This window comes from Hydrogenophaga sp., from assembly GCF_030373225.1.
In the GTDB taxonomy this organism is placed as follows: Bacteria; Pseudomonadota; Gammaproteobacteria; order Burkholderiales; family Burkholderiaceae_C; genus Hydrogenophaga.
This window is the reverse complement of record NZ_JAUCZG010000010.1, coordinates 56,724-81,110: the sequence shown is the minus strand read 5'-3', so window position 1 is coordinate 81,110 and position 24,387 is coordinate 56,724. Positions and strand designations below refer to the sequence as shown.

The following is a 24,387-nucleotide window of genomic DNA, read 5'->3' as shown; positions in this document are numbered from 1 at the left end:
TGTCGAAGGGCATCCTCACGCGGTGGTGTGAAGACTTCGACCCTTTCGGCAGACTCGGAATGAACGGACCTCGGCCCGAACGGGGAATCAACCCGCCAGCAAACGGTGCACCAGGTCCGGCGTGCTGTGCGCCCCGTACTTGCGCATGAGCCTTGCGCGGTAGATCTCCACGGTGCGGTGGCTGATCGCCAGGGCCTTGCCGATCTCCTTGCTGGTCAGGCCGCTCATGAGGTGGGCGGCCACCTCGCGCTCTCGCGGCGTGAGGTCGGCGTGCGCGGTGCGGCGCGAGCTCAGGTCTTCGAAGCTCCAGATGCCGGCGGCGTGCGGCGTCTCGCGGTTGAGCGCGCGACCGGTCACATGGCACCAGAAGGTTTCGTCCTGCAGCCGCCCGCCCACCCGCTTCATGATGCGGTCGTCGGCATAGGTGCCCCCTTTGCCCAGCAAGGTGGCCATGCGTGCGCCCAGCCGTTCGTATTCGTCGACGCTCGGATACAGGATCTGGAAGCTCTGGCCCACCAGCTGCTCGCGCGGGGCGCCGAACATGTCGCACAGCGCCTGGTTGCAATCGACCATGGTGCGCTGGCGCGACAGCGCCAGGCCCACAGGGGCCAGATCGAAGGCCAGGCGGTAGTCGATGTCCATGCCGGTGAGGGTTTTGCTTTACGAGTTACTACGTATGTGGTTACGTAGTATCGTACCGGCTTCCTTGCCTCAACCCAGGAGTCAGCAACGTGAACAAGATCCACCCGAGCGCCGCCGACGCGCTCAAAGACATCGTGGCCGACGGCCAGTTGTTTGCCGTGGGCGGCTTTGGCCTCTGCGGCATCCCCGAAGCCCTGATCGATGCCCTGCGCGACAGTGGCAAAAAGAACCTCACCGTGATCTCGAACAACGCGGGCGTGGACGGTTTCGGCCTCGGAAAACTGCTCGAGACGCGCCAGATCACCAAGATGATCTCGAGCTACGTCGGCGAGAACAAGGAGTTCGAGCGCCAGTACCTGGCCGGAGAACTGCAACTCGAATTCACGCCCCAGGGCACGCTGGCCGAGAAGCTGCGCGCCGGTGGCGCCGGCATCCCGGCGTTCTTCACCAGGACCGGTGTGGGCACCATCGTGGCCGAAGGCAAGGAACTGCGCGAGTTCGACGGCGAGACCTACGTGATGGAGCGCGCGCTGGTGCCCGACGTCTCGCTGGTGAAGGCCTGGCGTGCCGACACCTCGGGCAACCTGCAGTTCCGCTTCACGGCGCGCAACTTCAATCCGGCCGTGGCCATGGCCGGCAAGATCTGCGTGGTCGAGGTCGAGGAAATCGTGGAGAAGGGCGCCATGGAACCCGACCACATCCACCTGCCCGGCATCTACGTGCACCGCCTGGTGCTCAACGCCACGCCCGAAAAGCGCATCGAGAAGCGCACGATCACCCCCAAGGAAGGAGTCTGAGATGCCCTGGAACCAAGACCAGATGGCTGCACGCGCAGCCCACGAACTCGAAGACGGCTTCTATGTGAACCTGGGCATCGGCATTCCCACGCTGGTGGCCAACTTCGTGCCCGCCGACAAGGAGGTGTGGCTGCAGAGCGAGAACGGCATGCTCGGCATCGGCCCGTTCCCCACGGAAGACGAGGTCGATGCCGACCTCATCAATGCCGGCAAGCAGACCGTGACCACCATTGCAGGCTCCAGCATCTTCGGCAGCCACGACAGCTTCGCCATGATCCGCGGCGGCAAGATCAACCTGAGCATCCTGGGCGCCATGCAGGTCAGCGAAAAGGGCGATCTGGCGAACTGGATGATCCCCGGCAAGATGGTCAAGGGCATGGGCGGCGCGATGGACCTGGTGGCCGGTGTCAAGCGCGTGATCGTCCTGATGGAGCACGTGGCCAAAAAGAAGGATGGTACCGAAGACCTGAAGATCCTCAAGCAGTGTTCGCTGCCCCTGACCGGCGTGGGCGTGGTGGACCGCATCATCACCGACCTGGGTGTGATGGACGTGACGCCGCAAGGCCTGAAGCTGGTGGAGCTCGCCCCTGGCGTGACGCGCGAATTCATCCAGTCCAGGACCGAGCCGCAGCTGATCTGAGCAGCTAAACTCGCGCCAGTTTCACGCCCGCCCCGTGCGGGCGTTTCCATTTCCTGTCAGGTCCGCCTTGGAAGCCTTTCTTCTGTCCACCGGCATCGTCACGCTCGCTGAAATGGGCGACAAGACGCAACTGCTGGCCCTCGTGCTGGCCGCGCGCTTCAAGCGCCCCTGGCCCATCGTCTGGGGCATCCTGGTGGCCACCTTGCTCAACCACGCCATCGCGGGCGCCGCCGGTGCCTGGGTCATGGCGGCCATGGGGCCGGACGTCATGCGCTGGGTGCTCGGCGTGTCTTTCATCGCCATGGCGCTGTGGATGTTGATCCCCGACAAACTCGACGACGAGGACGCGGTGCCCCGGCGGCAGATGGGCGTCTTCTTCGTCACCGTGTGGGCCTTCTTTCTGGCCGAGATGGGCGACAAGACCCAGATCGCCACCGTGGCACTCGGCGCTCAATACGAGCCGCTGTACGCCGTGGTGCTCGGCACCACGTTCGGCATGATGCTGGCCAATGCGCCGGTCGTCTTCTTTGGCGACAAGCTCACCCGGCGGGTGCCCATCAAGCTGGTCCACACCATCGCCGCGCTGATCTTCGCCGCGCTGGGTGTGCTGACCCTGCTGGGCGTCGGGAAATCCTTCATCGGCTGACCCGCGCCGGCAACGCCGGAACAACAAAAAAGGCCCCGGGAGGGGCCTTTTGCACGAGTGGAGCGGGTGAAGGGAATCGAACCCTCGTATGAAGCTTGGGAAGCTGCCGTTCTGCCATTGAACTACACCCGCAGAGCGAGAGAGTTTACTTGAGGATGTCGCCCACGCAGAGGTACTTGATCTCCACATAGTCGTCCATGCCGTGGTGCGAACCTTCGCGGCCCAGGCCCGACTGCTTCACGCCGCCGAACGGCACGTGTTCGGTGGCCAGGATGCCGACGTTGATGCCGACCATGCCGTATTCGAGCGCTTCGCTCACTCGGAAAATGCGGCCCACGTCGCGGCTGTAGAAGTAGCTGGCCAGACCAAATTCGGTGTTGTTGGCCGCGTCGATGGCCTCCTGCTCGGTGTGGAACTTGAACACCGGGGCAAACGGGCCGAAGGTTTCTTCCCTGGCGCAGAGCATGTCGGCCGTGGCGTCGGCCACCACGGTGGCCTCGAAGAACTGGCCGCTGCCGATGTTCGTCAGCCGCTTGCCGCCGGTCATCACGCGCGCGCCCTTGGCCACCGCATCGTCCACGTGGCGCTGCACCTTCACCAGCGCGGCCTCTTCGATCAGCGGGCCCTGGTTCACCCCGTCCTCAAAGCCGTTGCCGACCTTGGTGGTCTTGACCTTGGCAGAGAACTTCTCCACAAAGCTGTCGTACACACCGGCCTGCACGTAGATGCGGTTGGAGCAGACGCAGGTCTGGCCGGCGTTGCGGTACTTGCTGGCGAAGGCGCCCTCGACCGCGCTGTCGACGTCGGCGTCGTCGAACACGATGAAGGGCGCGTTGCCGCCGAGTTCGAGCGACATCTTCTTGACCGTGGGCGCGCACTGCGCCATGAGGATGCGGCCGACTTCGGTCGAGCCGGTGAAGCTGATGTGGCGCACCACGTCGCTCTCGCACAGCACCTTGCCCACGGCGATGCTGTTGTCGGCATCGGCGCACAGCATGTTGAGCACACCGGCCGGAATGCCGGCCCGGATGGCCAGCTCGGCCGCGGCCAGCGCGGTCAGCGGGGTGAGTTCGGCGGGTTTGATGATCACCGGGCAGCCAGCAGCCAGGGCCGGTGCGACCTTGCGGGTGATCATGGCCAGCGGGAAGTTCCACGGCGTGATGGCCGCGCACACGCCGATGGGCTGCTTGAGCACGATCAGGCGGCGGTTGTTGTCGAAGGTGGGCAGGGTCTCGCCGTTGACGCGTTTGGCCTCTTCGGCAAACCACTCCACGAAGCTCGCGCCGTAGGCGATCTCGCCCTTGGCCTCGGCAAAGGGCTTGCCTTGTTCGGCGGTGAGGATGCGGCCCAGGTCCTCCTGGTTGGCCATGAGCAGGTCGAACCACTTGCGCAGGATGATGCTGCGTTCCTTGGCGGTTTTGGCCTTCCAGGCGGGCCAGGCGGCGTTGGCCGCGGCAATGGCTGCTTCGGCGTCCTTCGGGCCGAGGTTGGCCACGTCGGCGAGCTTGTGGCCGGTGGCCGGGTCGAGCACGTCGAAGCGGCTGGCACCCGCGACCCACTGGCCGTTGACCAGGCCGTCGGTCTTGAGCAGGGTGGGGTCCTTGAGCAGGGCGAGGGGGGATGTCTTCATGTCCATGGGGTGTCTCCGGGGTACGGCGCGCCAGCGTGGCGGGGCAGCCGCAAAGCATAGCCTTTTGGCTCCCGGCGTGCAGTACCGCTGGCGACCTCGGCCCCCGGTCCACCCGCGCGGCAACGCGGTGAAAGCCCGCCGGGAAGCAACCGGCCCGCCATGTTGGAAAATACGGGGTTTCGCGCGCCCGCGCGGCAGTCGCCTCCTTTGACCGAAAACCACAAGGCCCCCATGACCCGCCCTGTCACCGCAGTTGTTTCCGTTGCCGACATCCGCAAGAGCTTTCTGGACTTCTTCGCCTCCAAGGGCCACACCGTGGTCGCCTCCAGCCCGCTGGTGCCCGGCAACGACCCCACGCTCATGTTCACCAATTCGGGCATGGTCCAGTTCAAGGACGTGTTCCTCGGCACCGACAAGCGCCCCTATGTGCGCGCAGCGTCGGTGCAGGCCTGCCTGCGCGCCGGCGGCAAGCACAACGACCTGGAGAACGTGGGCTACACCGCACGCCACCACACCTTCTTCGAGATGCTGGGCAACTGGTCGTTCGGCGACTACTTCAAGCGCGAGAGCCTGACATGGGCCTGGGAGCTGCTGACCGAGGTCTACCGGCTGCCCAAGGAACGCCTGCTGGCCACGGTGTACGAAGAGGACGACGAGGCCTACGACATCTGGACGAAAGAGATCGGCCTGCCGCCCGAGCGCGTGATCCGCATCGGCGACAACAAGGGCGGACGCTACAAGAGCGACAACTTCTGGATGATGGCCGACACCGGACCGTGTGGCCCCTGCTCGGAGATCTTCTACGACCACGGCGACCACATCCCCGGCGGCCCACCCGGCAGCCCCGATGAAGACGGCGACCGCTTCATCGAGATCTGGAACAACGTGTTCATGCAGTTCAACATGGACGAGACCGGGGCCGTGACGCCGCTGCCCGCGCCCTGCGTGGACACCGGCATGGGCCTGGAGCGCCTGGCTGCGATCCTGCAGCATGTGCACAGCAACTACGAGATCGACATCTTCGAGGCGCTGATCAAGGCCGCGGGCCGCGAGACCCACACCGACGACCTCTCCAACCCGTCGCTCAAGGTGATCGCCGACCACATCCGCGCCACGGCATTCCTCATCAGCGACGGCGTGATCCCGAGCAACGAAGGCCGTGGTTACGTGCAGCGCCGCATCGTGCGCCGCGCCATACGCCACGGTTACAAGCTGGGCCAGAAGACGCCGTTCTTTCACAAGATGGTGCCCGACCTGGTTCGCCTGATGGGCCAGGCGTATCCGAACCTCGCGAGCCAGGCGCAGCGCATCACCGAGGTGTTGCGGGTGGAGGAAGAGCGCTTTTACGAGACGCTGGCCAACGGCATGGAGATCCTGGACGCGGCCTTGGCCGATGGATCGAAGGTGCTGCCCGGCGACGTGGCCTTCAAGCTGCACGACACCTACGGCTTTCCGCTCGACCTCTCTGCCGACGTGTGCCGCGAGCGCGGTCTGACGGTGGACGAGGCCGGCTTTCATGCCGCCATGGAAGCGCAAAAGGCCAAGGGCCGCGCGGCCGGCAAGTTCAAGATGGACAAGGCGCTGGAGTACGCCGGAGCGGGCAATGCCTTCGTGGGCTACGAACAGCTCGACGCCACCGGCAAGATCGTGGCGCTCTACCTCGACGGCACGCCCGTGGCCGAACTCAAGACCGGCCAGAGCGGTGTGGTCGTGCTCGACAGCACCCCGTTTTACGCCGAGAGCGGCGGCCAGGTGGGCGACGAGGGTGTGATCACCAGCGGCTCGGCGCGCTTCGACGTGGCCGACACGCAGAAGATCAAGGCCGACGTGTTCGGTCACCACGGCACCGTGGTGCAGGGCACCATCAGCGTGGGCGACAGCGCGGCGGCCCAGGTCAACACGGCGGTGCGCGCCGCCACCGTGCGCAACCATTCGGTCACCCACCTGATGCACAAGGCGCTGCGCGAAGTGCTCGGTGATCACGTGCAGCAGAAAGGCAGCCTGGTCGATGCCGACAAGACGCGTTTCGACTTCACGCACAACGCGCCCGTGACCGACGCACAGATCCGCGAGATCGAAAGACAGGTGAACGCCGAGATCGTGTCCAACGCCCCCACGCAGGCGCGTGTGATGGACATCGAGTCGGCACAGAAGACCGGCGCGATGATGCTGTTCGGCGAGAAATACGGCGAGTCGGTGCGGGTGCTCGACATCGGCTCCAGCCGCGAACTGTGTGGCGGCACCCACGTCAAGGCCACGGGCGACATCGGCTTCTTCACCATCACCGCCGAGGGCGGTGTGGCCGCCGGCGTGCGGCGGGTGGAGGCGGTCACCGGTCTCAATGCGCTGGCCTATGTGCAGGGCATGGAAGAGACGCTCGGTGGCGTGGCCGGCACGCTCAAGGTCACACCCGGCGAAGTGCCCGCGCGGGTGGGCGCGCTGCTCGAGCAGATGCGTGAGCTGGAAAAGGACATGAACGCGCTCAAGAGCCGCCTGGCCTCGGCGCAGGGCGACGAGCTGGTGAACCAGGCGATCGAGGTCAAGGGCATCCAGGTGCTGGCAGCGGTGCTGGCCGGCGCCGACGCCAAGGCCCTGCGCGAGACCATGGACAAGCTCAAGGACAAGCTCAAGACCGCGGCCATCGTGCTGGCGTCGGTGGACGGCAACAAGGTGCAGATCGCGGCGGGCATCACCGCCGACAGCGTGGGCCGGCTCAAGGCCGGCGAGCTGGTGAATTTCGTGGCGCAACAGGTGGGCGGCAAGGGCGGCGGCAAGGCCGACATGGCCATGGCCGGCGGCACCGATGCCTCCAACCTGGGCACTGCGCTGAAGTCGGTGCAGGCCTGGGTGGCCGAGCGGGCCTGAGGCCGCCAACCCAACTCCGTTCGCCCCGCGCCAACCCTTCCCCGTTCGCCCTGAGCTTGTCGAAGGGCTCACCAGCACCTGGGCGAGGCTTCGACAGGCTCAGCCCGAACGGGGGTGGCCTCAGCCCGTGCGAGGAAGTGGCTCGCTGACCACGCCTTCGGCCAGCAGGGCGTCAATCTCGGCTTCCGCGAGGTCAAACTCGCGCAGCACCTCGCGCGTGTGCTGGCCCAGCAGCGGCGCAGGCGTGCTGCTGCGATCGGCCGTGGCTGAAAAGTGGATCGGGCAGCCCACGGCCTGCGTGCGGCCGGCCTGGGGATGCTCGATGTCCACCACCATGCCGCGCGCCAGCGTCTGCGGGTGGCTCAGCGCTTCGCCGATGGTGTGCACCGGGCCGGCCGGCACACCCGCGGCGTCGAACGCCGCCTGCCACCGGGCGCGCGTGCCGGTGCGCAGCACCGCGTTCATCAGGTCCACCAGCGCACCGAGGTTGGCCATGCGGTCGCTGTTGGTGGCAAAGCGCGGGTCGTCGCGCCACTGCGGGTGCTCCAGCACGTCGCAGATGCGTTCCCAGTTGGTCTGGTTGGCGCCGCCGATGTTGATCCAGCCGTCGCTGGCCTCGAACGCCTGGTAGGGCGCGGTCAGGATGTGGGCCGAACCGGTGGGCTCGGGCGATCGCCGGGTGGCGAACCACACGGCTGCGTGCCAGTAGGTCTGCTGCAGGGCCGCGTCGCTGAGCGAGGTGTCCACCACCTGGCCTACGCCGGTCTTGAGCTTGTGGATGTAGGCCGCCAGGATGCCCAACGCGCCCAGGATGCCGGCGTTCATGTCCGACACCGCGCTGCCGCTCTTGGCCGGCGGGCGACCCGCCTCGCCGGTGATGGACATCAGGCCGGCGAAGCCCTGCGCGATCAGATCAAAACCACCCTTGTCGGCATACGGCCCGGTGCGCCCGTAGCCGGTGATGGCGCAGTAGATCAGGCCCGGGTTCCCGGCCTTCAGAGCCTCGTACCCCAGGCCCAGCTTGTCCATGGTGCCGCCGCGAAAGTTCTCCACCAGCACGTCGGCGCTCTTCACCATCTTCAGCAGCAGTGCGCGGCCCTTCGGGCTCTTGAGGTCGAGGGCCAGCCCGCGCTTGTTGCGGTTCATCATCATGAACGGGGCCGAGACGCCACCGACCTGCGGGTCGCGGTAGCCGCGCGCATCGTCGCCGCCGGGGATTTTCTCGATCTTGATCACGTCGGCGCCCATGTCGGCCAGCAGCAGGCCGCAGGTCGGGCCCGACATGATCTGGGTGATCTCGAGCACGCGCAGACCCGCGAGCGGTCCGTTGGAGGTTTTCACTGGCCGCTCCAGACGGGGGGTCGTTTGGCCACGAAGGCCGCCACGCCCTCGTGGAAGTCCTGGCTGCCGTACGCGGCGCGGATCAGGTCGTCGGCCTCGGCCAGACCCTGCGTGACCAACCGCTCCAGGGCGGCCTTGCTCACGCGCTGGGTCACCGGCGCCAGCGCTGCGAGACGCTGCGTGAGCGAGGCGATGGCGCTGTCCATGGCCTCGGTGGTCTCGATGGCGTGCAGGTAGCCACAGGCCAGCGCCTCGTCGTCGCCGATGAACTCGGCGAGCATCAGCATGCGCCGCACGCGCTGCGGCCCGAAGGCCGCACTCAGCCTGGCCACGTTCTGGATCGACAGGCAGTTGCCCAGCGTCTTGGCAATCGGCACGCCGAACCGGGCGCCCGGCGTGGCCAGGCGAAAGTCGCAACTGGTGGCGATCGCCAGACCGCCGCCCACGCACCAGCCATCGATCACGGCCACCGTGGGCATGGGCAGGCTGCACAGCAGATCGATGCAGGCCTCGATCTGCCGCTCGTAAGCCACGCCGTCCTCACCGCTGCTGAAGGCAGTGAACTGTTCGATGTCGGTGCCCGCCACGAAGGCCTGTCCGCCTGCGCCGCGAAACACCACGCAGCGCACCCGGGTGTCGGCCTTGAGCGAGCGGCCAATGGTGCCGAGCTGTTCGTACATGGCCCAGGTCATCGCGTTGCGTGCCTGGGGCCGGTTGAACACCACCGAAGCCAGGTCGGCCTCGATGTGCAGCGTCACCTCACCGTTGTCGGCCGTCATGCTCAACGATAAAAGTATTCAACAAGGAACATCGGGATCGCCGGGACGTAGGTCACCATGAGCAGCAGTGCCACCAGCACCCCGATGAAGGGCAGGTTCACGCGCGTCACCTTCCACATGTCGGCCTTGGCGATCGAGCAGGCCGTCATGAGCACGCTGGCCACCGGCGGTGTCTGCTGGCCGATGCCCAGGTTGAGCGTGACGATCAGGCCGAAGTGCACCGGGTCGATGCCCACGGCGAGCACCAGGGGCATCACGATCGGCACCACCAGGATGATGGCTGCGGCCGAGTGCAGGAACAGGCCCACCACCAGGAAGAAGATGTTGAGGATGCCGAGCACCGCGTAGCGGTTGTCGGTGAGCGCCGAGATCCAGGATGCGAGCTGTTGCGGAATCTGCTGCTCGGTCAGCAGGTGGCCGAGCAGGGCGGAGGCGGCCACCAGCAGCATCACCACCGCGGTCTGGATGCCGCCTTCGAGCATGGACTCGTACAGGTGCTTGAAGTTGAGTTCGCGGTAGATGACCCCACCGATGAACAGCGCGGCCAGCACGGCCAGCGCCGCGCCTTCGGTGGCGGTGACCACGCCGCCGAAGATGCCGCCCAGGATGATCATCGGCAGCATGAAGGCCCAGGCTGCGTCCTTGAAGGTCGAGCGGAACTTGGCCCAACTGAACACTTCTTCCACGGGGTAGTTGTAGCGCTTGGCATACCAGTAGGCCAGCGCCATCATGCCGCCGCCGCCCAGAATGCCGGGCACGATACCGGCCACGAAGATCTGCACCACCGACGCCTCGGCCATCACCGCGTACAGGATCATCGGGATCGAGGGCGGAATGATGATGGCCAGCGTGGCCGACGACGAGGTGACCGCGGCTGCGAATTCTTTCGGATACCCCTTCTTCTTCATCGCCGGTATCAGGATGGAGCCCATGGCGGCCACGTCGGCCACGGCGGAGCCGGAGATCTCGGCAAAGAACAGCGAGGTGCCGATGTTGACCATGGCCAGGCCGCCCTTGATGAAGCCGAAGCAGGCCGAGGCGAAAGCGATGAGCCGGCGCGACAGGCTCGACGAGTTCATGATGGCGCCGGCCAGGATGAACAGCGGGATCGACAGCAGCGGGAAGCTGGTGGCGCCGGTGAACATGGTGATGGCCGCGCTCAGCAGCGAGTCCGTGCCGCCATGGAACACCATGGCGATCATGGCGACCACACCGAGCGAGACACCGATGGGCACGTTGATCAGGATCAGGGCGATCAGGCCCAGGAACAGAAAGAGGGCGGTCATGACTGCATCGCCTTCTGGATTTCTTTTTCCATTTCCTGCTTCTCGGCGTCGATCACGCCGGCGCCTCGCGCCTGCGCCAGCAGCTCGGGCAGGCTCAGGAGTTGCGCCAGGATGAACATCACCGAACCCACCGGAATGACCGACTGCGTGAGTTGCGTGGGCACCCAGGGCAGGCTCACCATGGTGTCGCCCTGCAGGATGTCGAGCACCTGGTAGCCGTACCAGGCCAGCAGTGCAAAGAAGGTGATCACCACCGCTTCACCGAACAGCACGACCGGCACGCGCAGGGCCGGCGGCATGGCGTTGACCAGGCCCGGAAACCCGATGTGCGCGCGCTTGAGGGCCGCCAGTGCCGCACCGTAGTAGGTGAGCCAGGCCAGCGCAATCGAGGCCACCTCGTCGTACCAGACCATGGCGATGCCCAGCTTGCGGTAGGTCACGCCCATCAGGACGATGACCGCCAGCGAGGCCAGCAGGAAAATGACGAACGCGGTCAGCGTGCGGTCGAACGCGGTGCGCAGTGTGTAGAACACAGGGGAGATCCTTGAGGGAGAGAGGGTTGTGCACACGCCCCGGGCGCTGGTCGAGGCCAGGCCCGGGACGTGTGCAGTGCGGGCTCAGAACGCCGCGCCCAGGGCCACGGCCTTGCTCACCAGGTCGGCACCGCCCGGCACTTCCTTGCCGAACTCTTCGTAGACCGCCTTGCTCGCGGCAATGAAGGCGTTCTTGTCGGCTTCATTGACCTTGGTGCCGGCGGCCTTGATCTTGTCGACCAGTTCACCGTCGAGTTGGGCCGCGGTCTTGTAGACGAAGGGTTGCACGTCCTGCGCGGTCTTCTCCAGGATCTCGCGCACTTCGGCCGGCAACGAGGCGAACTTGCGCGTGCCTGCCGTCAGAAAGGCCGGCGTGTACACGTGGCCGGTCATCGACATGAACTTCTGCACTTCCTGGAACTTGGACGAGAAGATCTGCGTGAGCGGGTTCTCCTGCCCGTCCATCACGCCGGTCTGCAGCGCCACGAACACCTCGGACAGCGCCATGGGAGACGGGTTCGCCCCGTAGGCCTGGAACATCTTCACGCGCCACACGCCCGGTGGCACCCGCAGGCGCATGCCTTTGAGGTCTTCGGGTTTGACGATGGGCTTGGTGTTGCTGGTGATGTGGCGAAAGCCGTTCTCCCACACGCCCAGGATCTTGTAGCCCTTTTCCTCGGCCATGGGCAGCATGGTCGGGCGCAGGATGTCCGACTCGATCTTCTTCATGTGATCGCGGTTCTTCACCAGATAGGGCATCTCGAACATGCCGAAGGCCGGCACGTTGGACGACATGATGGTCGACGGAATGGACAGCTCCAGCGTGCCCAGGCGCAGCTTCTGCATCATTTCCGAATCGCCGCCGAGCTGACTGGAGCCGAACACCACGACCTTGGCCTTGTTGCCCAGGCGCTCGTTGGCCAGGCGCGCGAATTCGTTGGCCGAGCGCTCGAACAGCGAGCCCGGGCCTCCGACGTGACCGAGCTTGATCTCTGTTTGCGCTTGTGCTGCGCCCGTGGCCAGCAACAGGGCGCAGGCGCCCATGGCGGTGGCGAGGGTCCGCCGGGTGAAGGCTGCCAGGGTGTTGTGGCGTGTCTGCATGCTTGTCTCCTGTGGTTGTTGTCCGCTCGAAAAACAGGTGCCCCGCCCACGGACGCTGCGGCGCACGGTGAAAACGCTCAGGCCTTGGCGATACCGCCCGGGTGTGCGGCGAAGTGGTCCATGATGGCCTGCACGCCCGAGCCGGCAAGCGTCACGCCCGCGAGCTTGAGGCCCATCTCGCAGCCGGCCACGGTGGCCACCAGCGTGAGATCGTTGCTGTCGCCAAGATGGCCGATGCGGAACATGCGGCCCTTGACCTTGCCCAGACCGGTGCCCAGCGAGCAGTCGAAGCGTTCGTAGATCAGCTTGCGCACCGCGTCGGCGTCCACGCCTTCGGGTGTCATCACGCCGGTGAGGATGGGCGAATACACGGCCGGGTCGGCGCACTGGATCGGCAGGCCCCAGGCGTTCACGGCGGCGCGCACCCCGGCTGCCCAGCGCTGGTGGCGCGCATACACATGGGCCATGCCTTCGGCCTGCAGCATGTCGCAGGCCTCGCTCAGGCCGTAGAGCAGGTTGGTGTTGGGGGTCGAGGGCCAGTAGCCGCCCTTGTTCATCTCGATCATTTCGCCCCAGGCCCAGTAGCTGCGCGGGGTCTTGCAGGCCTTGCTGGCCTCGATGGCCCTGGGCGACAAGGCGTTGAAGCTGATGCCCGGTGGCAGCATCAGGCCCTTTTGCGAGCCGCTGATGGACACGTCGATGCCCCAGGCGTCGTGTTCGTACTCGGCGCCGGCCAGGCCGGAAATGGTGTCGACCAGCAGCAGGGCCGGGTGGCGGGCCGCGTCCATGGCGCGGCGCACCGCCGCGATGTCGCTGGTCACGCCGGTGGAGGTTTCGTTGTGCACCACGCAGACCGCCTTGATGCTGTGGCCGCTGTCGGCCTTCAGGCGTTGTTCGATCAGGTCGGCCTGCACGCCGTTGCGCCAGCCTTCCAGGCCGGGCAGGCTCAGCACCTCGGTCTTCAGGCCGAGCTGCGTGGCCAGGCGGTTCCACAGAAAGGCGAAGTGGCCGGTCTCGTACATCAGCACGTGGTCGCCCGCCTGCAGGGTGTTGACCAGCGCCGCTTCCCAGGCGCCCGTGCCCGAGGCCGGGTAGATCATCACCGGGTGCTGTGTCTTGAAGACCGCCTGCATGTCGGCCAGCACCTTCAGGCCCAGCCGCCCGAACTCCGGGCCGCGGTGGTCGATGGTGGGCAGGCTCATCGCCCGCAGGATGCGGTCGGGCACCGGAGAGGGGCCGGGGATCTGCAGGAAATGGCGCCCGGTCGGGTGGGAGTTCGTCGTCAGCATGCGAAAAAGGCCTTTCTTGAAGCAGTCCATTTTTTGTATTCAAAATACAAGTGTCAAGGGTAATCACCCCTAAAATCGCCTTTTCTTCCCGAAAAAATGAATACAAAATTGCCGACATGACCGCAGACATCGTCTCCATCCAGCGCCCCGTGTTGCACGAACAGGTCGCGAGCCGGCTGCGCCAGATGCTGGTCGAAGGCCGCATCGCACCCGGCGCCAAGCTCAACGAGCGCACGCTGTGCGAGGAACTGCGCATCTCCCGCACGCCGTTGCGCGAGGCGATCAAGATGCTGGCCGCCGAGGGTCTGGTCGAGTTGCTGCCCAACCGCGGGTCGGTCGCCGTGCAGCTCAGCGAGGCCGACGTGCACAACACCTTTGAAGTGATGGCGGGCCTGGAGGCGCTGTCGGGCGAACTGGCCGCACAACGCATCACCGAAGCCGAACTCGCCGAGATCAAGGCCTTGCACTACGAGATGCTGGCGGCCTTCACCCGGCGCGACCTCTCCACCTACTACCGGCTCAACGCCGCCATCCACCGCTGCATCAACGCCGCGGCCAAGAACCCGGTGCTCACCTCCACCTACAACCAGGTCAATGCGCGCCTGCAGGCGCTGCGCTTCCGCTCCAACCAGGACGGTGACAAATGGAGCCATGCGGTGCAGGAGCACGAAGCCATGGTCAGGGCGCTGGAAGCCCGCGATGCGCACGCGCTCAGCCGCGTGCTCACCAGCCACCTCGACAACAAGCGCGCGGTGGTGATGGAGCAGCTGCGCTCGCAGGAGGCCCAGACGATGCAACGCCAAGGAAACGCCGAATGAATGCCCCCTTGCCTCTGGCGGTGACCCGCGACAAGCCGGACGATGTGTTTGACCGCGTGGCGCGTGCCACCAACGAAGTGGCCGGCCTGCTGGCCAGGCGCCTGACGGTGCAGACGCGCGGCGAGGTGCTGTTCGGCCCGGCCGACCGTGGCCGCTACGCGACCGACGCCTCGATCTACCAGCAGATGCCGGTGGGCGTGTTCGTGCCGCGCGATGTGACCGACACCCGGCTGGCGCTCGACATCTGCCGCGACATGGCCGTGCCGGTCGTGCCGCGCGGCGGCGGCACCAGCCAGTGCGGCCAGACCGTGGGTGCGGGGCTGGTGATCGACCACAGCAAACACATGCGCCGCGTGCTCGACCTGGATCTGCAGGCCCGCACCGCCACGGTGGAGCCCGGCCTGGTGCTCGACCACCTCAATGCGCAACTCAAGCCCCATGGCCTGTGGTATCCGGTGGATGTGTCCACCAGCGCCCAGGCCACGCTCGGCGGCATGGCCGGCAACAACTCGTGCGGCAGCCGCTCGATCGCCTACGGCAACATGGTGCACAACGTGCTGGGTGCGCAGGCCTGGCTGGCCGACGGCAGCCTGGTCGACTTCGGGGACCATGCCACGGGCAGCCCGCAAGCCCGTGCCATCGGCGACTTCGTGCGCGAACTGGCGCTGGAGCACGCCGACGAGATCGATGCGCGCTGGCCCAAGGTGCTGCGCCGTGTCGCCGGCTACAACCTCGACATCTTCCGCAACCAGAACGAGAAGCCCTACACCGCCGACAGGTCGGTGAACCTGTCGCACCTGCTGATCGGCAGCGAGGGCACGCTGGCGCTCACCCGATCCCTCACGCTGCGCCTGGGCGAACTGCCGCGCGCCAAGGTGCTCGGCGTGGTGAACTTCCCCACGTTCTTCCAGGCGATGGACAGCGCGCAGCACATCGTCAAACTGGGCGAGGGCATGGCCGTGGGCCAGCTCACCGCGGTGGAGCTGGTCGACCGCACGATGATCGAGCTCTCGCTGAAGAACCCGGCGTTCGCTCCCACCATCCGCACCGCGCTCTCGCCGCACATCAACGGCGGCAAACCCGAGGCCGTGTTGCTGGTGGAGTTCAGCGGCCCGAGCAAGGCCGACATCGCCCACAAGATCCGCGAACTGGTGGAGCTGATGGGGGACCTCGGCCTGCCCGGCAGCGTGGTGGAGATGGTGGACGACGCACCGCAGAAAAACCTGTGGGAGGTGCGCAAGGCCGGGCTGAACATCATGATGAGCCTGCGCGGCGACGGCAAACCGGTGAGCTTCATCGAAGACTGCGCCGTGCCGCTGGTTCACCTGGCCGAGTACACCGACGCGCTCACGCAGGTGTTCCACAAGCACGGCAGCCGCGGCACCTGGTACGCCCACGCCTCGGTGGGCACGCTGCACGTGCGGCCGATCCTGGACATGCGCCGCGGCGGCGCCGCCAAGATGCGCGCGATCGCCGAAGAGGCCAGCGAGCTCGTGCGCAAGTACAAGGGCGCCTTCAGCGGCGAACACGGTGACGGCCTGTGCCGCGGTGAGTGGATCGAGTGGCAGTTCGGCCCGCGCATCAACGAAGCGTTTGCCCGCATCAAGGCACACCTCGACCCGGGCGGCCTGTTCTCGCCCAACCGCATCATCGACCCGCCGAAGATGGACGACACGCGGCTCATGCGGTTCCCGCCGAGCTACAAGGTGGTGCCCATCACGCCCGTGCTCGACTGGAGTGCGTGGGACGTGCAGGCCGATCCCGTGACCGAAGTGACCAGCGCACCGGGCACCGGCGAAGACCCGTCGCGTGGACTGGCCAAGGCGGTCGAGATGTGCAACAACAACGGCCACTGCCGCAAGTTCGACGCCGGCACCATGTGCCCGAGCTACCGCGTGACGCGCGACGAAAAGCACCTCACGCGCGGTCGCGCCAACACCCTGCGGCTGGCGCTCAGCGGGCAGATCCCGGGGCTCTCGGGCAAGGAGGCGCTCACCAGCGAGGTGGTGCGCGATGCCATGGACCTGTGCGTGGGTTGCAAGGGCTGCAAGCGCGACTGCCCGACCGGTGTGGACATGGCGAAGATGAAGGTCGAGTTCCTGCAGCACTACAAGGCGAAGCACGGCCACACGCTCAAGGACCGTCTGGTGGCCCAGCTGCCCGAGTACGCCGCGTGGGCCGCGCGGCTGGCGCCGCTGCTCAACCTGCGCAACCGCGTGCCCTTGCTGGCCTCGCTGACCGAGAAGATGCTGGGCCTGTCGGCCCGGCGCAGCCTGCCGCGCTGGCGCATGCGGCACTTTTTCAACACCCCCTTGCAGACGGCCACGCGCGACGAGGTGCTGGCGGCCGAGCGCGGCGTGGTGCTGTTCGTCGACACCTTCAACGGCTACTTCGAGTCGGAGAATGCCCATGCCGCGGTCAAGGTGCTGCAGGCAGCGGGCTACACCGTGCACGTGGCCACCAAGGCCCTGGACGACGGCACACACCTGTGTTGTGGGCGCACCTATCTCGCCAGCGGCATGGTCGAGCAGGCGCGCGAGAAGGCGCGCGAGGTGGTGCAAAGCCTGCTGCCTTTCGCGCACAAGGGCATCGCCATCGTGGGCCTGGAGCCGTCGTGCCTGCTCACGCTGCGCGACGAAATGCTGGTCATGGGTCTGGGCAAGGCGCCCGGCGAGATCGCCGAACACGCGCTGCTGTTCGAGGAGTTCCTCGCGCGCGAGGCCAGGGCCGGGCGGCTCGATGCCCTGAAGGCCCGGCTCGGGTCGGTGGACAAACCGGTGCTGCTGCATGGCCATTGCCACCAGAAGGCGTTCGACGCGGTCTCACCGATCCTCGAGGTGCTGCGCTGGATCCCGGGTGCCAACCCCCGGTTGATCGAGAGCAGTTGCTGCGGCATGGCCGGCAGCTTCGGCTACGAGGCCACCCACCACGAGGTGTCGATGCAAATGGCCGAACTCAGCCTGCTGCCGGCCGTGCGCGCCGAGCCCGATGCCATCGTGGTGGCCGACGGCACCAGCTGCCGCCACCAGATCGCCGACGGTGCGCAGCGGGAGGCGGTGCATGTGAGCCGCCTGCTGGCGGACTTGCTGGTGCCGTGACGGATCCTCAGAACGGCTTGAAGACCGCCTGAAAGATCGTGCCCATCAGCAGCAGCCACCAGGCCACCAGCGTCCAGCCGATCCACCGCCGGGGCACCCAGACCACCAGCGGCAGCAGGGCCAGGCAGAGGATGACCAGCCCCATCGAGACCGCCTGATCGCCCAGCAGCGTCACCTGGCCCTTGAAGCGCGCGTATCCGCTGTGGGTTTCGGTGACGATGGCCAGCAGGCCCAGGGCCGCGAGGAAGGCGGCGCACAGGGTGCACAGCAGTCTGGCCAGGGCAGAGGGCTCTCTGGTGGGGTGGGTCGGGCGACGCATGTCGGAGATTCGCGGGTGGGCCCAGCTTGATTGCGCCCGGACATCGAGCGCATCAGCCCATTCTCGCGGATGGTCTCGCGCAGGGCTTGCCACCACCGGTTGCCCAGCCGTCGGGCGCTCGGTCATGCCACCTGCACCCACGTCCCCGGGCTTCTGAGGGTGCAGACCGCAACAAGAGCAGGCGCCATGAAAAAGGCCCCGGAGCCGAAGCGCCGGGGCCTTTGTGATTTTTTCAGCGCTGGGCTGAAAGGGCTCAGTAGCCGCCGCGACCACCGCCGCCGCCGCCGTAGCCGCCACCGCCGGAGCGATCGCCACCACCGTAGCCGCCACCACCACCGCCGCCGCCGTAGCCGCCGGTGCGGGGAGGACGTGCCTCCATCGGACGGGCTTCGTTCACGGTGATGCTGCGGCCGCCGAGCGACTGGCCGTTCATGCCGGAGATGGCGGCTTGCGCTTCCGCGTCATTGCCCATCTCGACGAAACCGAAGCCTTTGGAGCGGCCGGTGTCGCGCTCCATCATGACCTTGGCGCTGTTGACAGAGCCGAATTCGCTGAAAGACTGTTGCAGGTCTTCATCGCGCACGGTGTACGGCAGGTTGCCGACGTAAAGTTTGTTGCCCATGTGGACTCCTCAAAATAACTGAAAACAAAAGCGATGGGGTCCCGAAAGCACAACTAACTCTAAAAGTACCGCCGTAGCGCGCGAAACTGACCGATCACCTGAACTGTGTGCGCGCGTTTTCACGCGCACCGCCCGATTATGCGCTACCGAACCGCCTTTCATCGGCGAAGGCGTTGCGAAAGGGCGATTCTTCGTTCTCAGGGCGCCGGCCAGTCCAGCGATCGCTCGCTGTCGAACCGCCTGGAGAGCCCGGTCACGGGATCCTCGAACGCGATGCTGCGCGCCAGCAGGCGCAGCGGTTCGGAGAAATCCTCGGCCTCCTGCGGGCCGCGCAGGACCTGCGGATAGAACTGGTCGCCCACGATCGGCGCGCCCAGGGCATTCATGTGGACACGCAGCTGGTGCCGCTTGCCGGTCAGCGGTGTGAGCCGGTAGCGCGCCCAGGCACCCCGCACCTCGCACCGTTCGATCCGTGTTTCGCTGTTGGCGGCTCCGTCGGGTTCGACCATGCGAAAGAACCGTTCGCCGTCTTCTTCGATGCGGCTGCGTCGCGTGGTCGGCAGCACCAGTTCGGGACGGTGGGCGGCGATGGCTTCGTAGGTCTTGTGGACCACGCGTTCTCGAAACAGCGCCTGGTAGGCGTTGCGGTCCCGCGCCTGCACGCTGAACAGGACGAGTCCGGCGGTCTCGCGGTCGATGCGATGGATCGGGCTCAGGCTGTCGATGCCGGTCTGGCGTTTGAGTCGCACCAGCAGGCTTTGCTGCACATAGCGCCCGCCCGGCGTGACCGGCAGGAAATGCGGCTTGTCCGCCACCAGCAGGTGTTCGTCCTGGAACAGCACGGACGCTTCGAAAGGGATCGCCGGCTCGTCGTCGAGGTGGCGGTAGTAGTGGACCCGCGCGCCGGGCTCGAAGGGCGCGTCGGGGGTCAGCGGCTGGCCGGTGTCGTCGAGCACTTCGCCGCGTGCCAGGCGCTCGGCCCAGGCCGCCCGGTCCACCACGCTCAGGCGCTCGGTGAGGAAGTCGAGCAGCAGCGACCAGGGGGCACTGCGGCTGTGGGGCAGCACCACGCAGCTGGGCGACACACCCTCGCGTGCGGGAATCTGCGGATGTTTCGGGGGACGGGCCACGGCAGGGGACGGTGCCTCGGGCGCTCGGCGACGTCAGACCCGGCGGAACACCAGATCCCACACGCCGTGGCCGAGCTTGAGGCCGCGGTTCTCGAACTTGGTGAGGGGCCTGTAGCCGGGCTGGGGAACGAAGCCGTGTGAGCCCGCTTCGGCGGTGTTGTGCAACAGCGGCTCGGCGCCCAGCACATCGAGCATCTGCTGCGCATAGGGCTCCCAGTCGGTCGCCAGGTGCAGGTAGCCGCCGGGCTTGAGGTGGCGCGCCAGCCGGTTCACGAACGGGCCCTGGATCAGGCGGCGCTTGTGGTGGCGGCTCTTGTGCCAGGGGTCGGGGAAAAAGATGTGCACGCCGTCCAGGCTGGACTCGCCCAGCATGTGGTCGAGCACCTCGACCGCATCGTGGCGCAGGATGCGGATGTTCTCGAGACCCTGTTCTCCCACCAGCTTGAGCAGGGCACCCACGCCCGGCTCGTGCACCTCGCAGCACAGGAAGTTGTCGCCCGGGCGCACCGCTGCGATGTGCGCAGTGGCACCACCCATGCCGAAGCCGATTTCCAGGATCAGCGGGGCGCTGCGGCCGAAGGCGGCGCTGGCGTCGAACGGCACGGGCGCATAGCTCAGCAGGAAGCGGGGGCCGTGTTGCTCATAGGCCCGTGCCTGGCCGGGCCCCATGCGCCCGGCGCGCAGCACATAGCTCTTCACCTCGCGCAGGTGGGGCACGTCGCTGGGCGGTATGCGCGGTTGCGCGTGGCGGGGATCGGTCATGGGGGGGCGTCGCAGGGCAAAGCGGTGGATTTTAGGCCGGCCAGGCTTGCCGCCAGGCGATCACCCAGGCGGCCAGGGCCTGCGCCAGGCCCCCGGTCTGGCGCATCAGGCCCAGTGCCTGTGCCGCGCTGTTGAGCGCCTGCAAGGGGTCGGTGAGGTCCAGTGGCGAAGCGCCGTTCTGCTTGCTGAGCTTTTCACCGTTTGCACCGAGCACCAGCGGGGTGTGCAGCCAGGCCGGCGCGGGCAGGCCCAGCGCACGCTGGAGCAGGATCTGGCGCGCGGTGTTGTCGGCCAGGTCGGCGCCGCGCACCACGTGGGTGATGCCCTGCGCGGCATCGTCGACCACCACGGCCAGCTGGTAGGCCCAGAGACCGTCGGCGCGATGCAGGATGAAGTCGCCAACCTCGGTGGCCACGTTCTGGGCCTGTGGCCCGAGACGGCGGTCGGTCCAGCGCACTGCAGCGTCGTCGGGCAGCTGGAACCGCCAGGCGCGTGCAGGCTTGCCCTGCAGGCCACCGTTGGCCGGACGGCAGGTGCCCGGGTAGACGGCGATGTGGTGGCGCTCGCGCGCGCTGCCTTGCGCCTGCAGGCTGGCTTCGATGTCCTTGCGCGAGCAGCCGCAGGGATAGGCATTCCCTTGGTCGATGAGCCTGTCCAGCGCCTGCCGGTAGGCCTCACCGCGCTGCGATTGCCGCAGCACCGGCTCGTCACTCACCAGCCCGCAGCGGGCCAGTTGCTGCAGGATGATCTCGTCCATGCCGGGCAGGCAGCGCGGTGTGTCCACATCTTCGATGCGCACCAGCCAGGCGCCGCCCTGGGCGCGGGCGTCCAGCCAGCTGGCCAGCGCGGCCACGAGCGAGCCCGCGTGCAGCGGGCCGGTGGGGGAGGGGGCGAAGCGGCCGCGGTATGTCGCCCCCACGCTCCACCGCTTGCGCGGGTCGCTGCCCCCCGAGGGGGCTGTTTCGCCTTGGGGCGGCCCGGCGGCGAAACGCTTGGCCTCCATCATCGCGCGGGAAGGCAGGAGTCAGGCGAGTTCGAGCGCCATCTCCAGGCCAGAGACAAACGCGTCTTCGACGCGGTGCCCCAGGCACCAGTCGCCGCAGGCACCGATACCCAGCGCCTTGTCGAACAGGTGGCTCTTGCCCAGCGGGGTTTGTGTCTGCGCAAAACGCCAGCGGTGCGCCACCGCGAAGGTGGGCGTGGCGCGGATGCCGGTGATCTCGGCGAAACCCTTGAGCAGCTTGGCCTTCACACGCTCGGCGTCGTCTTCGAGGTGTTTCGTGGACCAGGCCGGGCTGGCCTGGATGGTCCAGCGTTCGATGGGGTCGCGCCCGGGCTTGCTCGATTCGCGCGCCAGCCAGCTGATGCGGTGGTGGGTGCTGCGCGCGGCGTTCCACTGCGGGCCCAGGTGCGGCAGGCCTGGCTGCATGGCCTGGGGGAAGGCCACCATCAGTGTCCAGCAGGGCGCCACGTGAACGGGGGCCAGCGCCTGGCGCAGCTCGGGAGCCAGGCCGGAAGCGCGCAGCAGGTCGTGCACCTGTGGGTGCGGTATGGCCAGGACCACCCGGTCAAAGCCGCCCAGGACCTGCTGTCCACCGGCGCTGTCTTCGGTGCGCAACTGCCATTGTTCCGGGTGCAGGGCGTCGCGCTCGATCTGCGCCACGCGGGTGTCGGTCAGGGTGTCGGCCGCGAGCGGTTGCGCCCACAGGCCCACCAGGGCGTTCATGCCGGGCGAGGCCACGAAGTGCGGCTCGGTGGGGGGCGGTGCGCTGGCCAGCACGTGACCGAATTCGTCGAGCACACGCACGGTGCTGGCGCTCCAGGGGCGCACGACCGAGGTGGCGTTGCTGCGCAGCGCGGTCTCGAAGCGCGCGTCGCGCACGGTGAAGTACTGCGAACCGTGGTCGAAGCCGCCGAACTCGGTGTGGCGTGTCGACATGCGGCCACCCAGGCCCCGGCTCTTTTCGAGCAGCGTGACGCGGTGACCGGCCTGCACCAGCGTGCGCGCGCAGACCACACCCGCCATGCCGGCACCCACCACCGCGACATGCAGGCCCGCCGGGCGGGTGGCCCTGGCGGTCGGGGCCGTGACTTTGGGGGTGCGGGTCTTGGGCTGGGTGCTCATGGGGTGGGCGCTTTCTTGGTGACGCTTGATCGGTCTGGGTGGGGTTTCGGCGACTGTAGCAGTTGCCACCCCGGGTTCATTGCTTTCCCTCGAACCGCAGGCATTGCCCGCCGGCGCTGCGCGAGGGTCACGTCTGGTGGTGATTGCTCAGCAGCGCCGCGCGCGTCTGCGGGCTCTTCAGTCGAGCCAGCCACCAGCCCAAGGCCCGGCCGGTATCGGCCTGTTTGCGCGGCAGGCGCCAGGCGTAGGCCACGCGCAGGGTGCGATCGGGGCGTTGCACCTGTTTGACCACCAGCCGGCCGGCGGTGATGAAGGGCTGGGCCAGCGGCAGGGGCAGGAAACCACTGCCCAGGCCGCGCAGCTGGGCTTCCAGCTTGTGCTGCATGGTGGGCACGGTGAGCACGTCCTGCCCGGGCAGCAGGTTGTGCGTGACGCCGCGCCCGCGCTGCGTGCTGTCGGCCACGGCCACGGCGCGGTGCTCACGCAGTTCTTCGTCGCACAGGCTGTGGCCGACAGCCGCGAGGGCGTGGTGCGGCGCCACCGCAAACACAAAGGTGATCGAGCCCAGCGGCGCCGACTGGATCTCGGGCAGGGCAAGGTCTGTGGGCACACCCAGTGCCAGGTCGGCCTGGCCGGTTTGCAGGGCTTCCACGGTGCCGGACAAGGTTTCCTCGCGCAGCTTGAGGCGGGTGGGTGCGCCCTCGGCATAGAAGGCCTCGCAGAGCTCGAACAGCGTGGCGCGAGCGACGATGGCGTCGACCGCAAGCGTGAGTTGCGGCTCCCAGCCGGTGGCCACGCGCTTGACCCGCTGCGCCACCGCGTCGAGTTCGTTCAGCAGGTACTCGCCCGAGCGCAACAGCTCGGCGCCGGCCGGCGTGAGCACCGCGCGCCGGGCGCTGCGGTCGAACAGCAGCACGTCCAGCGCATCTTCGACCTGGCGGATGCGGTAGGTCAGGGCGCTGGGCACCATGCCCACCTCGCGCGCGGCGGCGGCCATGCTGCCCAGCCGGGCCACCGCCTCCAGAAGGCCCAGGTTTTCAGGCGACAAGGCGGCGCGCGGGTGGGAAGTGGCCATGGCGGTTGGGGCAGGACTGTTCAAATGATTTGAATGATGCCATCAAAAACGTGCAGTCCCAAAGGCCATGCGCCCGCCCACAATTCAAGCCTTGCCCCGCCAGACCCACCCGGTTCCATCGAGGCCCCACCCAGACGGAAAGGACCACACCATGCTCCAGATTCGACGCTCCGACGCCCGCGGCCAGGCCGACCACGGCTGGCTCAAAAGCTTTCACTCGTTTTCGTTCGCCGACTATGTCGACCCCGCCTGGATGGGCTGGGGCAACCTGCGTGTGATCAACGAAGACCGCATCGCCCCGGGCACCGGCTTTGGCACGCACGGCCACCGCGACATGGAAATCATCAGCTACGTGCTGCAGGGGAACCTTGCGCACAAGGACAGCATGGGCAACGTCAAGGGCATTCCGCCCGGCGACGTGCAGCGCATGAGCGCGGGCAGCGGCGTGCGCCACAGCGAGTTCAACCACGCGCCGGCCAGCACCACGCACTTTCTGCAGATCTGGATCGAGCCCAATGTGCGGGGCATCGAGCCGGGCTACGAGCAGAAGAGTTTTGACGACGCGCAAAAGCGCGGCCAGTTGCGTCTGGTGGCCTCCAACGGCGGCTTGCAGGGCTCGGTGCACATCAATGCCGACGCATCGATGTACGCCGGCCTGTTCGACGGCGACGAGACCGCCGAGCTGGCCCTGAACCCGCAGCGCAAGGCTTATGTGCACCTGGTGCGGGGCTCGCTGGAGGTGAACGGCGAGACCCTCCAGGGCGGCGACGCTGCGGTGCTGTCGGCCGAGAGCCGGCTGCGTCTGGCCAAGGGCACCGACGCCGAGGTGCTGGTGTTCGACCTCGCTGCCTGACCTTTTCCGAACCGCTTTTTTTCAATCAAGGACTTT

General features: G+C 67.2%; 22 protein-coding genes and 1 tRNA gene. 7 read left to right on the top strand and 16 right to left on the bottom strand.

All coding sequences use genetic code 11. The features are described from left to right. Nucleotides 1-87: 87 nt before the first annotated feature. A complete protein-coding gene (locus QUV35_RS07815) occupies nt 88-642 on the bottom strand; it encodes a LuxR C-terminal-related transcriptional regulator (protein ID WP_300872355.1) in 555 nt (184 codons plus the stop codon). Between the two features lie 89 nt (nt 643-731). Between QUV35_RS07815 and QUV35_RS07810 the strand changes: the two genes are divergently transcribed. The 3 genes from QUV35_RS07810 (at nt 732) to QUV35_RS07800 (ending at nt 2,725) form a co-directional block, all read left to right on the top strand. Further along, nucleotides 732-1,439, top strand: a complete 708-nt coding sequence (locus QUV35_RS07810) for a CoA transferase subunit A (protein WP_300872353.1) — start codon at nt 732-734, stop codon at nt 1,437-1,439. Nucleotide 1,440: 1 nt separating this feature from the next. After that, nucleotides 1,441-2,079: a CoA transferase subunit B gene (locus tag QUV35_RS07805; protein WP_300872351.1), complete on the top strand. Its 639-nt coding sequence runs from the start codon at nt 1,441-1,443 to the stop codon at nt 2,077-2,079. Between the two features lie 67 nt (nt 2,080-2,146). Continuing rightward, on the top strand, nt 2,147-2,725 hold the full coding sequence (locus QUV35_RS07800) for a TMEM165/GDT1 family protein (RefSeq protein ID WP_300872349.1): 579 nt from the start codon (nt 2,147-2,149) through the stop codon (nt 2,723-2,725). Between the two features lie 58 nt (nt 2,726-2,783). Here the strand turns inward: QUV35_RS07800 and QUV35_RS07795 are convergent. Next, nucleotides 2,784-2,857 (bottom strand) — tRNA-Gly (locus QUV35_RS07795). 13 nt (nt 2,858-2,870) lie between these two features. Then, complete coding sequence (locus QUV35_RS07790) at nt 2,871-4,361, bottom strand: NAD-dependent succinate-semialdehyde dehydrogenase (RefSeq protein ID WP_300872347.1); 1,491 nt, start codon at nt 4,359-4,361, stop codon at nt 2,871-2,873. A 225-nt stretch (nt 4,362-4,586) separates the two neighbouring features. Here QUV35_RS07790 and alaS point away from each other — a divergent pair, with 225 nt between their 5' ends. Continuing rightward, complete coding sequence (gene alaS, locus QUV35_RS07785) at nt 4,587-7,220, top strand: alanine--tRNA ligase (RefSeq protein ID WP_300872345.1); 2,634 nt, start codon at nt 4,587-4,589, stop codon at nt 7,218-7,220. A 120-nt stretch (nt 7,221-7,340) separates the two neighbouring features. Here the strand turns inward: alaS and QUV35_RS07780 are convergent, their stop codons facing one another. The 6 genes from QUV35_RS07780 to QUV35_RS07755 form a co-directional block, all read right to left on the bottom strand. After that, nucleotides 7,341-8,561, bottom strand: a complete 1,221-nt coding sequence (locus QUV35_RS07780) for a CoA transferase (protein WP_300872342.1) — start codon at nt 8,559-8,561, stop codon at nt 7,341-7,343. After that, nucleotides 8,558-9,340 carry an enoyl-CoA hydratase/isomerase family protein gene (locus tag QUV35_RS07775; RefSeq protein WP_300872339.1) on the bottom strand — a complete coding sequence of 261 codons (783 nt, stop codon included), beginning with the start codon at nt 9,338-9,340 and terminating at the stop codon, nt 8,558-8,560. The genes QUV35_RS07780 and QUV35_RS07775 overlap by 4 nt, the downstream gene beginning before the upstream one ends. A gap of 2 nt (nt 9,341-9,342) precedes the next feature. Further along, the gene (locus QUV35_RS07770; RefSeq protein WP_300872334.1) at nt 9,343-10,626 is read right to left on the bottom strand and encodes a TRAP transporter large permease; all 1,284 of its coding nucleotides are present in this window, start codon (nt 10,624-10,626) and stop codon (nt 9,343-9,345) included. Further along, nucleotides 10,623-11,159 carry a TRAP transporter small permease gene (locus tag QUV35_RS07765; protein WP_300872330.1) on the bottom strand — a complete coding sequence of 179 codons (537 nt, stop codon included), beginning with the start codon at nt 11,157-11,159 and terminating at the stop codon, nt 10,623-10,625. The genes QUV35_RS07770 and QUV35_RS07765 overlap by 4 nt, the downstream gene beginning before the upstream one ends. Before the next feature lie 84 nt (nt 11,160-11,243). After that, on the bottom strand, nt 11,244-12,260 hold the full coding sequence (locus QUV35_RS07760) for a TRAP transporter substrate-binding protein (protein WP_300872327.1): 1,017 nt from the start codon (nt 12,258-12,260) through the stop codon (nt 11,244-11,246). Nucleotides 12,261-12,337: 77 nt separating this feature from the next. Next, a complete protein-coding gene (locus QUV35_RS07755) occupies nt 12,338-13,549 on the bottom strand; it encodes an aminotransferase class V-fold PLP-dependent enzyme (protein ID WP_300872324.1) in 1,212 nt (403 codons plus the stop codon). A gap of 116 nt (nt 13,550-13,665) precedes the next feature. On the opposite strand from QUV35_RS07755, the gene QUV35_RS07750 reads away from it, so the two are divergent. Next, nucleotides 13,666-14,367, top strand: coding sequence for a GntR family transcriptional regulator (locus QUV35_RS07750; RefSeq protein ID WP_300872321.1), 702 nt, complete (start codon nt 13,666-13,668; stop codon nt 14,365-14,367). Next, on the top strand, nt 14,364-17,465 hold the full coding sequence (locus QUV35_RS07745) for an FAD-binding and (Fe-S)-binding domain-containing protein (protein ID WP_300872319.1): 3,102 nt from the start codon (nt 14,364-14,366) through the stop codon (nt 17,463-17,465). The genes QUV35_RS07750 and QUV35_RS07745 overlap by 4 nt, the downstream gene beginning before the upstream one ends. A gap of 7 nt (nt 17,466-17,472) precedes the next feature. Here the strand turns inward: QUV35_RS07745 and QUV35_RS07740 are convergent, their stop codons facing one another. From QUV35_RS07740 to QUV35_RS07710, 7 genes are all read right to left on the bottom strand, one after another. Further along, nucleotides 17,473-17,784 carry a hypothetical protein gene (locus QUV35_RS07740; protein ID WP_300872316.1) on the bottom strand — a complete coding sequence of 104 codons (312 nt, stop codon included), beginning with the start codon at nt 17,782-17,784 and terminating at the stop codon, nt 17,473-17,475. Nucleotides 17,785-18,037: 253 nt separating this feature from the next. Next, nucleotides 18,038-18,406: an RNA-binding protein gene (locus tag QUV35_RS07735; protein ID WP_069046030.1), complete on the bottom strand. Its 369-nt coding sequence runs from the start codon at nt 18,404-18,406 to the stop codon at nt 18,038-18,040. Nucleotides 18,407-18,603: 197 nt separating this feature from the next. Continuing rightward, nucleotides 18,604-19,536: a pseudouridine synthase gene (locus QUV35_RS07730; protein WP_300872311.1), complete on the bottom strand. Its 933-nt coding sequence runs from the start codon at nt 19,534-19,536 to the stop codon at nt 18,604-18,606. Between the two features lie 33 nt (nt 19,537-19,569). Then, nucleotides 19,570-20,298: a tRNA (guanosine(46)-N7)-methyltransferase TrmB gene (gene trmB, locus QUV35_RS07725; RefSeq protein WP_300872309.1), complete on the bottom strand. Its 729-nt coding sequence runs from the start codon at nt 20,296-20,298 to the stop codon at nt 19,570-19,572. Nucleotides 20,299-20,329: 31 nt separating this feature from the next. Next, nucleotides 20,330-21,217 (bottom strand): tRNA glutamyl-Q(34) synthetase GluQRS, encoded by an 888-nt coding sequence (gene gluQRS, locus QUV35_RS07720; RefSeq protein WP_300872307.1) that lies wholly within the window; start codon nt 21,215-21,217, stop codon nt 20,330-20,332. Nucleotides 21,218-21,322: 105 nt separating this feature from the next. Beyond that, entirely contained in the window at nt 21,323-22,423 is a 1,101-nt protein-coding gene (locus tag QUV35_RS07715; RefSeq protein WP_300872302.1) for an FAD-dependent oxidoreductase, read from the bottom strand. Nucleotides 22,424-22,550: 127 nt separating this feature from the next. Further along, nucleotides 22,551-23,498: a LysR family transcriptional regulator gene (locus QUV35_RS07710; RefSeq protein ID WP_300872299.1), complete on the bottom strand. Its 948-nt coding sequence runs from the start codon at nt 23,496-23,498 to the stop codon at nt 22,551-22,553. Between the two features lie 151 nt (nt 23,499-23,649). Between QUV35_RS07710 and QUV35_RS07705 the strand changes: the two genes are divergently transcribed. After that, nucleotides 23,650-24,351: a pirin family protein gene (locus QUV35_RS07705; protein ID WP_300872296.1), complete on the top strand. Its 702-nt coding sequence runs from the start codon at nt 23,650-23,652 to the stop codon at nt 24,349-24,351. Nucleotides 24,352-24,387: the final 36 nt, after the last annotated feature.

Excerpts from the sequence above, each read along its gene's own strand:
- alaS (WP_300872345.1), top strand. The coding sequence starts at position 4,587 with ATGACCCGCCCTGTCACCGCAGTTGTTTCCGTTGCCGACATCCGCAAG.
- QUV35_RS07755 (WP_300872324.1), bottom strand. The coding sequence starts at position 13,549 with ATGCTGACGACGAACTCCCACCCGACCGGGCGCCATTTCCTGCAGATC.
- QUV35_RS07805 (WP_300872351.1), top strand. The coding sequence starts at position 1,441 with ATGCCCTGGAACCAAGACCAGATGGCTGCACGCGCAGCCCACGAACTC.
- QUV35_RS07705 (WP_300872296.1), top strand. The coding sequence starts at position 23,650 with ATGCTCCAGATTCGACGCTCCGACGCCCGCGGCCAGGCCGACCACGGC.
- trmB (WP_300872309.1), bottom strand. The coding sequence starts at position 20,298 with ATGACCGATCCCCGCCACGCGCAACCGCGCATACCGCCCAGCGACGTG.
- QUV35_RS07710 (WP_300872299.1), bottom strand. The coding sequence starts at position 23,498 with ATGGCCACTTCCCACCCGCGCGCCGCCTTGTCGCCTGAAAACCTGGGC.
- QUV35_RS07750 (WP_300872321.1), top strand. The coding sequence starts at position 13,666 with ATGACCGCAGACATCGTCTCCATCCAGCGCCCCGTGTTGCACGAACAG.
- QUV35_RS07790 (WP_300872347.1), bottom strand. The coding sequence starts at position 4,361 with ATGGACATGAAGACATCCCCCCTCGCCCTGCTCAAGGACCCCACCCTG.
- QUV35_RS07745 (WP_300872319.1), top strand. The coding sequence starts at position 14,364 with ATGAATGCCCCCTTGCCTCTGGCGGTGACCCGCGACAAGCCGGACGAT.
- QUV35_RS07735 (WP_069046030.1), bottom strand. The coding sequence starts at position 18,406 with ATGGGCAACAAACTTTACGTCGGCAACCTGCCGTACACCGTGCGCGAT.
- QUV35_RS07740 (WP_300872316.1), bottom strand. The coding sequence starts at position 17,784 with ATGCGTCGCCCGACCCACCCCACCAGAGAGCCCTCTGCCCTGGCCAGA.
- QUV35_RS07770 (WP_300872334.1), bottom strand. The coding sequence starts at position 10,626 with ATGACCGCCCTCTTTCTGTTCCTGGGCCTGATCGCCCTGATCCTGATC.
- QUV35_RS07815 (WP_300872355.1), bottom strand. The coding sequence starts at position 642 with ATGGACATCGACTACCGCCTGGCCTTCGATCTGGCCCCTGTGGGCCTG.
- QUV35_RS07715 (WP_300872302.1), bottom strand. The coding sequence starts at position 22,423 with ATGAGCACCCAGCCCAAGACCCGCACCCCCAAAGTCACGGCCCCGACC.
- QUV35_RS07775 (WP_300872339.1), bottom strand. The coding sequence starts at position 9,340 with ATGACGGCCGACAACGGTGAGGTGACGCTGCACATCGAGGCCGACCTG.
- QUV35_RS07760 (WP_300872327.1), bottom strand. The coding sequence starts at position 12,260 with ATGCAGACACGCCACAACACCCTGGCAGCCTTCACCCGGCGGACCCTC.